The organism is Vreelandella sulfidaeris (assembly GCF_042429665.1).
Taxonomy (GTDB): domain Bacteria; phylum Pseudomonadota; class Gammaproteobacteria; order Pseudomonadales; family Halomonadaceae; genus Vreelandella.
On sequence record NZ_JBHMAC010000010.1, the window covers coordinates 363,936 to 376,068 of the forward strand.

Annotated in this window: 10 protein-coding genes; 3 read left to right on the top strand and 7 right to left on the bottom strand. The window is 51.9% G+C overall.

The annotated features are described in order from the left end of the window. Positions 1–17 precede the first annotated feature (17 nt). The gene (locus tag ACFFLD_RS06615) at positions 18–659 is read right to left on the bottom strand and encodes a TIGR00725 family protein (protein ID WP_386038379.1); all 642 of its coding nucleotides are present in this window, start codon (positions 657–659) and stop codon (positions 18–20) included. 110 nt (positions 660–769) lie between these two features. On the opposite strand from ACFFLD_RS06615, the gene ACFFLD_RS06620 reads away from it, so the two are divergent. Further along, on the top strand, positions 770–1,546 hold the full coding sequence (locus tag ACFFLD_RS06620; protein ID WP_386038382.1) for a DeoR/GlpR family DNA-binding transcription regulator: 777 nt from the start codon (positions 770–772) through the stop codon (positions 1,544–1,546). A gap of 61 nt (positions 1,547–1,607) precedes the next feature. On the opposite strand, the gene ACFFLD_RS06625 is transcribed toward ACFFLD_RS06620, so the two are convergent. Further along, a complete protein-coding gene (locus ACFFLD_RS06625; RefSeq protein ID WP_386038385.1) occupies positions 1,608–2,198 on the bottom strand; it encodes a DsbA family oxidoreductase in 591 nt (196 codons plus the stop codon). Positions 2,199–2,369: 171 nt separating this feature from the next. Between ACFFLD_RS06625 and guaB the strand changes: the two genes are divergently transcribed. Further along, positions 2,370–3,839: an IMP dehydrogenase gene (gene guaB / locus ACFFLD_RS06630; RefSeq protein WP_386038388.1), complete on the top strand. Its 1,470-nt coding sequence runs from the start codon at positions 2,370–2,372 to the stop codon at positions 3,837–3,839. Positions 3,840–3,935: 96 nt separating this feature from the next. Continuing rightward, positions 3,936–5,513 (top strand): glutamine-hydrolyzing GMP synthase, encoded by a 1,578-nt coding sequence (gene guaA, locus ACFFLD_RS06635; protein ID WP_386038391.1) that lies wholly within the window; start codon positions 3,936–3,938, stop codon positions 5,511–5,513. Between the two features lie 45 nt (positions 5,514–5,558). Here guaA and ACFFLD_RS06640 read toward each other — a convergent pair whose 3' ends face one another. The 5 genes from ACFFLD_RS06640 to ACFFLD_RS06660 all read right to left on the bottom strand — a co-directional run bounded on the left by ACFFLD_RS06640 (position 5,559) and on the right by ACFFLD_RS06660 (position 12,101). Then, entirely contained in the window at positions 5,559–7,277 is a 1,719-nt protein-coding gene (locus tag ACFFLD_RS06640; RefSeq protein ID WP_386038393.1) for a retron Ec67 family RNA-directed DNA polymerase/endonuclease, read from the bottom strand. 267 nt (positions 7,278–7,544) lie between these two features. Beyond that, a complete protein-coding gene (gene qatC / locus ACFFLD_RS06645) occupies positions 7,545–8,780 on the bottom strand; it encodes a Qat anti-phage system QueC-like protein QatC (RefSeq protein ID WP_386038396.1) in 1,236 nt (411 codons plus the stop codon). A 29-nt stretch (positions 8,781–8,809) separates the two neighbouring features. Continuing rightward, positions 8,810–9,688, bottom strand: coding sequence for a Qat anti-phage system associated protein QatB (gene qatB / locus ACFFLD_RS06650; protein WP_386038399.1), 879 nt, complete (start codon positions 9,686–9,688; stop codon positions 8,810–8,812). After that, positions 9,669–11,543: a KAP family P-loop NTPase fold protein gene (locus tag ACFFLD_RS06655; RefSeq protein WP_386038402.1), complete on the bottom strand. Its 1,875-nt coding sequence runs from the start codon at positions 11,541–11,543 to the stop codon at positions 9,669–9,671. The genes qatB and ACFFLD_RS06655 overlap by 20 nt, the downstream gene beginning before the upstream one ends. A 303-nt stretch (positions 11,544–11,846) precedes the next feature. Beyond that, a complete protein-coding gene (locus tag ACFFLD_RS06660; protein ID WP_386038405.1) occupies positions 11,847–12,101 on the bottom strand; it encodes a HipA domain-containing protein in 255 nt (84 codons plus the stop codon). Positions 12,102–12,133: the final 32 nt, after the last annotated feature.

The following is a 12,133-nucleotide window of genomic DNA, read 5'->3' on the forward strand; positions in this document are numbered from 1 at the left end:
TGTTGATAATTTCATGATCATTGTTCGACCCCCCATAAATGAGCGGCCGTTAGCGTTAAAGCTTCTTCAACGCTGGAGACAGGCGTCACTCCTTCAGCATTTGGAGCGTCTGGGAAGGTGAGTACAGGCTTATTGAAATGGCGGCCAAAGGATACTTCGGTATGGGTGCCCAGGCTTCCGCCAACGGCAATGAGCATCACGCTGGCCCGGGCGATAAGCACATTGCGCGCCTCGCCCAAACCGCTGGCAATTGGCAGAGTGACCCAGGGGTTGGCGGCCTCGGAATGGGTGTCGGGAAGCAGGCCGATGACCACGCCTCCCTTGAGAGCGGCCCCCTTGCTGGCCGCTTCCATAACGCCGCCCCTGCCACCACATAACAGCGGAATACCCAATTCGGCCAACCCTGCGCCTAGGGCATAAGCTATTTCAAGCTGGCGCTGAGTGGCTTCGCGAGGCCCAATAACGCCTACCGGAGGTCGCTGCATTGGTGTGTTACTAAGCTTTAGAGCAATCAATGCATCGCGGGGTGGGCAGGGATTCTGCAGTACCGTAGGCCAACCAGCTTCGCCAAGCGGACGCATTTTAGGCAATAGCGTTTCACCTGCTTGGGTCGTGATACGCTGGTATTCATCAAGGTAGATTTGCAATGTATTAGTCATGTTTTGATCAAAATGTAATAATTTGATCGTTATGATCACGCTGGGCTGTGTCATTTTGATGACATGCAGGTGTATGGCCGGACTTTTCTTCAGAGGATGTATTGTTACCGATGACAGACCTAGCGCATTTAAATCCACGCCATCGCGAGCTAATTGCCTTGGTTGAATTGCATGGGCATGCCTCGATCGAATTTCTTGCCCAGCGGCTCAACTGTTCCGCACAAACGGTGCGGCGCGACATTCGTAAACTGTGTGACGCCAACGTACTGCAGCGTTTTCGGGGCGGGGCTCGGATCGAAAAACCACAGGTGAGGCTTGGCTACGCCACCAAACAGGATTCGCAGCAGGTAGAAAAGGGGCGTATGGCGACCCTGGCGGTATCGCAGTTGCAGGAAGGCGAGGCGTTATTTTTGGATACTGGCACAACCTGTGACCACGTTGCCCGCGAGCTGTTGAGCTACCGTGAAAGGCTTCACGTGGTTACTCATAATTTAACGGCTGCACTGACACTGGCTGCCCAGCATCAGTTGTTTGATATTCATGTAGTGGGGGGCAAGTTAGCGGGCCGCGATGGGGCGCTGACGGGATCGCGTACCATCAAGGAGCTGGCCAGCTATCGGCTGGATGTGGCGATGATTTCAGTCTCGGGCATCGATGCCGAGGGCTATCTGCTCGATTTCGACAGTGAAAAAATAGAAGTAAAACAAACCATGATGCGCCACGCTGGCCGCAAAATGCTGCTTCTAGGGTCAGCTAAATTATGCCAGCGTGGCATTCAGCGTGTCGCTCATCTTGATGGGTTTGATAACGTTATCTGTGATGTACCTGCTCCCGAAGACATCAAAACGCTCATGACCTATCCCGAACGCTGGCAAGTAGCTTTATAGACGAGGGCCTCGGGCATAATATCGCTAGAATGAATACCTAAACCGTAGGGACGCCATAGCGTTACGCCCGCTCTAACAAAAAGCGTTTTAAAGCCTCAGGATCAGGCACGCCCTGGATCACTTCGCCATCAATGACCAAGGTGGGCACTGACTGAATCCGCGCCTCTTCCACTGCATGCCGCTGAGCTGCCTGGTGCTGCTCGCGGTAGCTGCCCTTGGCTAGTGCATCGAGCACCGCCTGGCGCTCCAGGCCCACCGACTCACCGATATCCGCCAGCACCTCCGGGTCGCCAATATCGCGCTCCTGTTGGAAGAACGCCTTTAATGCTGCCATGGAATAGGCATGGCCCAACCCCTGCTCTTCAGCCATGGCGAACACCTCAAAGGCTTTATCGGTACGCGGCTGCGGGGATATATTGGGCAACTTAATGGGCACGCCCAATTTTTCCGCCATGGGATACACCGACTCGCGCCATACCGTTGGCAGGTAGGGATCTTCCACCTTCAAGGTGGGCACCGGGGCAGGGCGCAGCTCAAACGGCCGCCAGCGGATTTCCACGTCTAACCCTTCGGTCGCCTGGGCAATGGCGCCTTCCGCCAGCAGGCAGAAAGGGCAAACGTAATCGGTGTAGACAATAATCTGCTGAGACAAAAAGCCCCCTTTATACATAAATAAACGCCAACCATCAGCCTAACAGCAAACGTCATTAGCGTTTAGTATAAGGTTAAGAGCCTAGCTGCATTGCTGGGACACCCCTCAAAACGCTATAATAGGCGATTAACCTTTCACGCCCCACTTCCTCTCAATCAGGGTGTTGCCGCTATGCTACGTATGGCCCAAGAAGCACTAACGTTCGATGACGTACTCCTCGTTCCCGGCTTCTCCGATGTCCTCCCCAAGGATGTCAGCCTCAAAACCCGCCTGACCCGCAATCTCTCGCTCAATATTCCATTACTTTCTGCCGCGATGGACACCGTTACCGAAGCGCGTCTAGCGATTGCGATGGCTCAGGAAGGCGGCATTGGCATTATCCATAAAAGCATGACCATGACCCAGCAAGCCGCCGAGGTACGCAAGGTCAAAAAGCACGAAAGCGTCATTGTAAAAGACCCGGTCACCGTTAGCCCGAAAGCCAAGCTAGAAGACCTGCTCGCCATGGCACGTGAAAACGGCTTCTCCGGTTTCCCGGTCGTGGAAGGCGAAACGCTGGTCGGTATCGTGACCGAGCGTGACATGCGCTTCCAGCCCAATGTGGGCGACAGCGTGGCGGACATCATGACGCCTCGCGAGCGGCTGATTACCGTCAAGGAAGGCACCGATCTCGAAACCAGCAAAGCCAAAATGCGCGAACACCGCATCGAGAAAATGCTGATCGTCGATGACGAGTTCCACCTGCGCGGCCTGGTCACCTTTCAGGATATCGAAAAAGCCCGCACCTACCCGATGGCCGCCAAAGACAGCGATGGCCGCTTGTTGGTCGGCGCCGCGGTTGGTACCGGCCCGGAAACGCCTGATCGCGTTGCGGCGCTTGCCGAAGCCGGTGTCGATGTGATCATTGTCGATACCGCCCACGGTCACTCTCAAGGCGTTCTTGACCGTGTACGCTGGATCAAGCAGAACTTCCCGGAAATCCAGGTCATTGGTGGCAATATCGCCACCGGCGCAGCCGCCAAGGCGCTGGCCGAAGCCGGTGCGGATGCTGTCAAAGTCGGCATCGGCCCTGGTTCTATCTGCACCACACGTATTGTGGCAGGGGTGGGCGTACCGCAAATTACCGCGGTTTCCAACGTCGCCGAAGCGCTGAAAGAGTTCGACATTCCACTGATCGCCGATGGCGGTATCCGCTACTCCGGCGACTTGGCCAAGGCGATTGCCGCGGGCGCCAGTGCCGTGATGGTTGGTGGTTTGCTGGCCGGTACCGAAGAAGCGCCCGGTGAAGTCGAGCTTTATCAGGGTCGTACCTATAAAGCCTACCGTGGCATGGGCTCCATGGGTGCCATGTCGCAAAACCAGGGCAGCGCCGACCGCTACTTCCAGGATAAGAGCGAAGGTGCCGAGAAGCTGGTGCCGGAAGGCATTGAAGGCCGCGTACCCTATAAAGGCGTGATGGGCGCTATCGTGCATCAGCTAATGGGCGGCCTGCGCGCTTCCATGGGCTATACCGGTTGCCGCGATATTCAGGAAATGCGCACCAAGCCGGAGTTTGTACAAATTACCGGCGCTGGCTTCAACGAATCCCACGTTCACAACGTGCAGATCACCAAAGAAGCGCCCAACTACCGGGTGAGCTAACCACAAAGATTAGTACTATGGCGCGGCGGGCATTGCCCCGCCGCTTGCTTTTTGGCCTGACCAGCGGCACCCACACCGCTTAACCGAGACCCCGCCATGAGTGACATTCACGCCCATAAAATCCTGATTCTCGACTTCGGCTCGCAGTACACCCAATTGATCGCCCGCCGCGTTCGCGAGATCGGTGTGTTCTCCGAAGTTCGCGCGTTTGATATCACCGAAGAAGAGATTCGTGAATATAACCCCAACGGCATTATCCTCGCCGGTGGGCCGGAATCTGTAACCGAGCTGGACTCCCCGCGTGCGCCGCAGTGCGTGTTCGAGCTGAATCTTCCGGTGTTTGGTATCTGCTACGGCATGCAGACCATGGCCGAGCAGCTGGGCGGTAAGGTAGAAGGCTCCATTCAGCGTGAGTTTGGCTACGCCCAGATCAGCATTGACGCCGACAACGCCCTGTTTAACGGCATCAAGGATCACGTCGATACCCAAAGCGGCAAAGGCCTGCTGGACGTATGGATGAGCCACGGCGACAAGGTGGCCCAAGCGCCCGCCGAGTTCACCGTGACTGCCTCTACACCCAGCTGCCCGATTGCCGCCATGGCCTGGGAAGAGAAACAGTTCTACGGCGTACAGTTTCACCCGGAAGTGACCCACACTCTGCAAGGCCAGCGGATTCTTGAGCACTTCGTGCTGGGTATCTGTAAAGCCGAGAAGCTGTGGACGCCTGCGCAAATCATCGAAGACCAGGTACAGCGCGTACGCGAGCAAGTGGGCGACCGCCACGTACTGCTCGGCCTTTCGGGTGGTGTGGATTCTTCTGTGGTTGCCGCGCTGCTGCACAAAGCGATTGGCACCCAGCTGACCTGTGTATTCGTGGATAACGGCCTGCTGCGTAAAGCGGAAGGTGACCAGGTCATGGAAACCTTCGCCAAGCACATGGGCGTGAAAGTCATCCGCGTAGACGCCGAAGACCTGTTCCTTGGCAAGCTAAAGGGCGAGAAAGACCCCGAAGCCAAGCGCAAGATCATCGGTAATACCTTCATCGACGTGTTCGATGAAGAAGCCAGCAAGATCGACGGCGTCGATTTCCTCGCCCAGGGCACCATCTACCCGGACGTGATCGAATCAGCCGCCTCCAAGACCGGCAAAGCGCACGTGATTAAATCCCACCACAACGTGGGTGGCCTGCCGGAAACCATGAAGCTCAAGCTGGTCGAGCCGCTGCGCGAACTGTTTAAAGACGAAGTGCGCAAACTCGGCCTCGAACTCGGCTTGCCCTACGACATGGTCTACCGCCACCCGTTCCCGGGGCCGGGCCTGGGAGTGCGTATTCTGGGCGAAGTGAAGAAAGAGTACGCCGACATCCTTCGCGACGCCGATGCCATCTTCATCGAAGAGCTACGCGCCTCCGGCTGGTACGAAAAAACCAGCCAAGCGTTTGCCGTGTTCCTGCCGGTGAAATCGGTAGGCGTCGTCGGCGACGGCCGCCGCTACGAATGGGTCATCGCACTACGTGCGGTAGAAACCATCGACTTTATGACCGCCCGCTGGGCGCACCTGCCCTACGAGCTGCTGGAGAAGGTTTCCAACCGGATCATCAATGAGTTGGAAGGGGTGTCGCGGGTGACTTATGATGTGAGCAGTAAGCCGCCGGCTACTATTGAGTGGGAGTGATACTTACTTAATTTTAACAATCGGCCCTGCTATCTTGGCGGGGCTTTATTTGTGTGGCCTCATTTTGTAATCATTTATCACAAGTTCAATTCTATCTAAAATCTTAGTGAACTTCCTAAAGTTGATATTGTTAAAGTCCTTTTGGACTATCTTTTGGGCAAACTCATATTTCCCATAGAATTTTTGTCCAGAGTGATCGTTTTTTCTATTGAAAACTCTTCCATTTAACTTTTTGTTAAGCGTTTTTTTATAAAAAAAGTCCTCGATGCTAGTGCTCTGGTTGCCCATTATGTCTGGTATTGCTACTACATACAGGTTGTTGTTTATGAAATAATAATCTTGGTTTCCTGTTACTTGGGTTGCTGTCTTTTTTAATTTTTTTATTAATGAAAGTATTTTTTTTCCGCCTTCATCATTATCAATTAATATGATTACAGGGTGTAGTTTTCCTGGTGCGCGTATTTTCTCGCAATTTTTTTCATAAGTCGAAATAAAGTTTTTTAAATTACCTTCCCCTCCTCTTAGCTCAAGAAGCCTTCCTTTTTGGCTATCTCCACCTTGGCTACGAGAATATTTGAAAAAGTCTATTTTCAAATTTTTCTCGTTGCTCTGATGAATTAATTTAGGGTACTTTAAAATTAATGATTTGATAGCGCATTTTAGATATATATTGTCAGTTTTGCCTTCACATATAACAAGTGGCTTGGTTGGAGCATAACAATATTTGTAAAATAAAAAGTATGAAAAATCTTTTTCAAATGATGATTTTTTTTCTTTAGCTTCTGGTTGAGAGTGAAGATCATTCCTGTGACCATGTTTTGTAACTAATTTAACATGATCAATGAAAGATAGGATGCCGTGCAGCTGTTCAAGTGAGGCTTCTTTTTCTTCTTTAGGCATATGAAAGCTGCCTTTCATTATTAGTGATCTAACCATTGCACGAGCATTTTTTCTGTACTCAATAGGTGTGTTAATAATCTTGTTTGTAGTAAGCCCTGTAACTTCCTGTCGTGAAAATTCAAGCTGCATACGAACTTTCTGGTAATTTATATTAAAACCATTTTTTGATATTAGTTTTATTATTTTTTTAGAAGGTGACCATATCTTTTCTTCGCTTTCAAAGGCTATTTCTTGAGGAAATTCCGCTAAGTTTGTTGAGAAAGTTATATCATCTGCATACCTTGTATAAAAGCATTTGTTTTTTGCTGATAATTCAATTAAGCGCATATCTAGGATGTGGCTGATTAAGTTTGAAATTATAGGAGATGCGGGAGAGCCTTGCGGTAGCTTATTACGATAACATGCTATTTGAGCTATTAAAGTTGCAATTTTTGGGTCGAGCTCGAAGTTTTTATTTTTGATAAAAAAGCCGCGCACTCTGCCAAAGTTAATAGCCCCAAAGTAATCTTCAATATCAATATTAAATAGAAATCTTTTTTTTCTGTGATAAGAAGCATTTGTGATTATTGATTTTTTTGGCTGGAAAGCTTGAGATGCTGTATTTTTTATTTGTAATGTTTTATCGATCTCTGTTACGCACTCTTGTAGTAAGTTTGCTAAGTTAGACTGCAAGTTCTTGAGTCTGGATTCTGGTGCGCTAATATTTCTTAGGCCGCCAGTTGATTTTGGTATTTCAAAGTTGTGGTATTTTTCTTCTTCTTTTAGTTTATAAATTATATAAGCTATGTTTGAAGCTTTAAAGTTTAAAAGATAAGCTAGGTCATGTATGTCGGATGCTGACTTCAATTTTTTTAAAGTAGACATTTTAGTCCTTAAAAATGCTTGCAGACACTCTTATGCGTATTCAGGTAGCATCGCTACCGTAAAGGAATACTAAAGGGCAAACCCCCTAACATTGATTTCACCTGTCACGAAGCATGACAAAAAAATCTGTCTGCAAGCAATTCCAAAATATATTTTTTAATGGTGCTACGTCAAGGGTTAAATAGCTGTGTAATGACGTCAGGTTTCTGCACGTCCAGCATTAGCAGCGTAGGGTATGCAGAAGAAATCTGGGAGTCATTACATTATTCATTTAAGCCCATAGAACGAGTGCAACTTCGCTAGCTCGTCTAGACCTTGGACAAGCATTCGACTATACCCAGCCCTGTCAATAATAAACGGTGAAAAAAGGCTATGACCTAACCACTGATCGAAACCGTCCTGTGCAACGCTCGCCACCGCCATCCCTACAGAACGAACGTCTTCAAAGCGCCCATACTGGGGAGTATTGATACTAAGGTTGTCGTAAACGTATTTTGTGCTGTCTTGCAGCTCGTCCCATCGCATGAAGGAGGCTCTTCTGACCTGACACGGAACACATCGCCCGCAATGCTTATAACCAAAACGCTGAAAACGCCCGCAGCTGGTGGATGTCACTGCATGCTGTTTGAGTAAATCCTGGTTAAGACATCCTGCCATCATCTCACCTTTGGTCTTTAGCGCGTAAGGGTTCTGAATTTGAACATTGATGCCAGCAGCATCGAAGATCTGTTGCAGTCGACCTAAGTATTCTGGATGCGCGGTGCGGGTACTCAAGCTACCGAGCCTAGTCACAGTCAATGGAGGGTTGATCGCGATGAAGCCATTCTCGCAGATGTAAAGAGGCACGCGATTACCCTGATGGTAGCGATCAAGTGAAGTAGCAACGGCCAATCCAAATGCCAGAAAAACGATGGATCGTGCCCGCTGGGAAGGCTCTTGAGATCCTGGAGACTTGGCAACGTGATTGAGCCCAATCCTAGACAATCCAAGACTCTGAGCGAAATCGCCTTGTTTCTTCCCATCACCGCGGACAATCTGGCTGACGGCATAAGGATTACGCCCTTGGCTGACCAAGTCGATGGTGCCGATCAGGCTATCCATCCCGCCAGAAAGCAAGGCGACCGAATCTTCCCGAGGATGAAATGCTTGCAACTGAGCAGGTGGTCCATACCCACCGGAATGAAAGACGAACGTCCACATGTCCGTCGTTAAAAAGCGCAACGCATCTTCCAATGCTCGTGCTTGGGTATTCCAGAATATAGGATCCTGAACTGCGATATGAAGTTCGAGTGTACGCGTCCAGCCGTCCGCGCTATTGGCGCGCAGATCGGTAAAATCTGCCGCAACTATGGATAGGGCAATACTCAGAAAATCCCATGCTTGAGGGCAGATTTCCAGATGCGCCTTGTCAAGTAGATGACGCGTGTGCCTCCCAACACTGACTTGCCCCTTTTCGGCTTGGCCATAGATCACCACCGGCATTGCCGGATCGACAGCTCGCATCTGAAATCTTGCGGGGCCACAAACAAACTTCATTCGGTATACCCCTCGAATACCTCAAAGGTTTCCTGTAGCGCTTGGGTTACGACTTGGGAAATACGTCCGGTTGTCAACCGTACTCCAGTGGCTGCAATGGAGCGAAAGGAGGCCGAGACGCATTCTTTAATGTATTCCTTGATCTCTTTCAATCTACGCACCGCAACTAAAGCCGATGAGGCTTTCTCTTGGACGGTTTTCCCCAGATCAAGCTCGTACCGGTGGAACACATCCATTGCGGTGAAGCGTTCAATCGCGTAGACCCGCTCTTCAGGGGCCAAGTTCAGCAGATCGGCGTTAGGGTACTTCACGAGAACATCGGACAGCGACCCCCGAATTGAGGCCCGCTCTGCCTCTGCATCTTGAGTCCCATCGACAGGCCGAACGGCCTCGACCAGCGCGTCCATGACTTCCGAGGCAGATCGACCTTTCAGCAGGACGGGGTCAATGAGGTTCGCATAGGTCTGACTGGTTCCTTCTGCCACCGACTGAAGGGTACCGCCCAGAATCGCGGCAACTGCCGCTGTACCACCAAATCGAGCCGTAGTGGTCTTGGCACCGCCGTACCCATGTTTAACGTAGTGCTTCAGGCTGCGTTGGAGGCCGCTGCGATCACCGTTTTTGGCGTAGTCACCTATTCCCTTGCGCGCGCCCCCAAAGCGGCCTGGCGGCGCTAATGGAGGTGGCGACTGCGGTGCAGTCTTGGGCTCGTTATCCCCCTCAGGGGGGTCATCAGACTGCCCATCCTGATCAACCTGATCCTCTTCAGGATCTGGCGGCTCAGGGGCTGGCGGAGCCGGTGGCAATGGAGGCGTCCACGGAGGCACCATTGGCACTCCCTTGCCTGGCCCATCGCTATTTTGTGACGTTCCCATTCATTTTCCTTATCGCGGCCTTTACAGGAGGGCTGACATCAAGGCTTTGCCAGTAATCGAATACGGACTTCGCCCAACTCTCATCTTTGAGTTTTGGCACGATCCCAGCCTGGATCTGTGCGGGTGGGCGCTCTTTCAAAAAGGCAGCGAGGCGCGGGCCCTGCAATCCATCGATGCCAGCGATGACCAGCATCGCATCCAGAACGGGCGGTACGCCCCATTCCTGCTCGTTACCCGCGTTGTCGAGCATTCGATCCATGATGACACTGATCTCGACGGGAGCAATCTGCCCAAGAGCCCCCCTGAGTTGAGGTGCCATATCAGGCGAATCGAGCAGCGCGGTTAGTAGCTCGGCAGCGTTCGAAGAAAGGCGATCTTCGTCCGTGATGATCGGTGCATGCTCGCGGCTGACGTAAATGGCACCTCGCAAATCTTTGTCCGCCAGCGCAGGTGGCAAGGCTAGCCACTCCTTCACAAACGGGTGATCCCAAGGCTGACTCAAAGAGAAGTCCTTGCCTTGTTTCACATCGGCCTCCCAACCAGCGAGCATTTCCGGCTTGCCGTGCTTATCCGTCGCAACTGCTTTCATTAGTTCTTCAAAGGCCTTCGGATTGCCGCTGCGCTCAAACAACATCAGCTTGACCAGCGTCGCTTCATCGACACCTACGCCATGGGCACGTGAAATGCTCATCCGGATCGCCAGTGCGTTAAGAAAACGTTTGATGAGCCGGGGGTTGCCGTGAATACCTGACGCCGAGGTCATCACCGCCGCGAGACGCTCTGCGGTATCGAATTTCCCGATCAGCTCCGCAGGGTAGTTCTTGGACAGGGACTGCATAAAGGCCCGGTCAACACGACCACCTTGCCATGTTGTCCTAAGCTGATCGCGAACTTTGACGCGAATGGACTCGACCTCCTTTTTGGGCAATCCACTGTTCTCGGTGAAGAGCATCATCATGTACGCCCGAACTTCTTGCGTCCCCAGAGGTGGTACCCGAATTGGAACCTGGATCAGCTTGTCGAAGTAGCTGGTGACCAGCACGTCATCCGGGACACCGTTGAAGTGACGGCGCACCGCATGCTTGATCATCTCGTTGTCTGCCGCGATGACGAAAGCCGTATTACGCAGGAATAAGAACAGCCTGAAAGCCTCAAGGGTTGAGATAGTCGTTTCGGGCAGGCAGCGGTCCAGATCGTCAATCAGCACAACGAGCGTGACGCCTAGTTCATCCAACACAGCTTCGAAATTATCTCGTAGTGCCTGGATTTCCTTGGGCGGCGAAGGCATCTGGGGTTTGGCTTTGATGAGCTGTTTGGCCTCATCCGCTGCCTTCCCCGCTTTTTCATGGGTGGCGTCAATCGTCGCCTCATTGACGTCGCCAGACCACAATTGCTTGGTCAAACCCCATGCATCACCTATCAGGCCAGGCATCGGTACACCGGCTGCGACAGAAGCTGCCGACACTCCCATAATCTTAGCCACACGCAGCCAATTCACACGTTCACCCAGCTCGTAAACCTTATCTAGAGCGGTTTGACGCGACTCAGCCTCTTCCTGTAGACGGGACGCTATTACATCCATCAACGCCGCGCGGGCATCGTCATACCCTTGGTACAGCCAAGCATTGAACTCGACGAAGACGAAGTCTTTTTCAGGCTTTTGCCCCGACTCTGGAGGATTGCGCAGCGACGCTTGAATGAGCTTGATCATTGAGGACTTGCCGGCCCCCCAAGCGCCAGAAACACCGATGGAAATGGGACGTCCATTGGCTTGGTAAACGATCTCTGCAACGGTGTCGGCAACCCCGGAAAAATTGAGGAAGTCAGTATCTGTTTCGTTATCGACCCACACCATGCTCTCCTTGGCCGCTGCCACTATGAAGATTTAACAAAGTATACATAGTAACGGAGTCGGTACAGATATTGACCACTGATTATCTACTCTTTTGGCAGCATGAGGTGCTACTACATTGAACGAAGAGTCGGTTCGTAGGCATCAACGTATTAAGTTACGCATACCATCGCCTAAAAGCTACGGGCCAGCTTTTCTTGGTGAGTCGCGATACGGTGCGCCCTATTGCTTCAAGAGATCGCGGCAGCGAACCAGACCGGGGTCGCCGTCGCTTTCGTATTTGATTAAAGAAGGCCTGCCGGCCAGCTAGCGGAAATCGATTTGGTGCAGGCGCTGCAAGATGTCCTGTGCATCGGCCCTGCGGTCATACCGGCGCACCAGGCAGGCGCGGGTGTCGGGCTGGTAACTCGCCTTTGCAACCTCTAGCCCGAGCTCAGCGACCAACTTCATGTAGAAGGTTTTATTGAGCGCGCTCGCCCAAACACCTTCCAAAGCCTTGAATACCAGGCTTGAGAATATGGCTTGAAGGGGCCGACCCTTCAGGCATGCCGGTGCGAACATTCCGGTGTCGTTCAGCTCTGCATGCAATAGCC

Coding starts and splice junctions, on each gene's coding strand:
- ACFFLD_RS06615 (WP_386038379.1), bottom strand. CDS start 659: ATGACTAATACATTGCAAATCTACCTTGATGAATACCAGCGTATCACG.
- qatC (WP_386038396.1), bottom strand. CDS start 8,780: ATGCGAGCTGTCGATCCGGCAATGCCGGTGGTGATCTATGGCCAAGCC.
- ACFFLD_RS06620 (WP_386038382.1), top strand. CDS start 770: ATGACAGACCTAGCGCATTTAAATCCACGCCATCGCGAGCTAATTGCC.
- ACFFLD_RS06655 (WP_386038402.1), bottom strand. CDS start 11,543: ATGGTGTGGGTCGATAACGAAACAGATACTGACTTCCTCAATTTTTCC.
- qatB (WP_386038399.1), bottom strand. CDS start 9,688: ATGGGAACGTCACAAAATAGCGATGGGCCAGGCAAGGGAGTGCCAATG.
- guaA (WP_386038391.1), top strand. CDS start 3,936: ATGAGTGACATTCACGCCCATAAAATCCTGATTCTCGACTTCGGCTCG.
- guaB (WP_386038388.1), top strand. CDS start 2,370: ATGCTACGTATGGCCCAAGAAGCACTAACGTTCGATGACGTACTCCTC.
- ACFFLD_RS06640 (WP_386038393.1), bottom strand. CDS start 7,277: ATGTCTACTTTAAAAAAATTGAAGTCAGCATCCGACATACATGACCTA.
- ACFFLD_RS06660 (WP_386038405.1), bottom strand. CDS start 12,101: ATGTTCGCACCGGCATGCCTGAAGGGTCGGCCCCTTCAAGCCATATTC.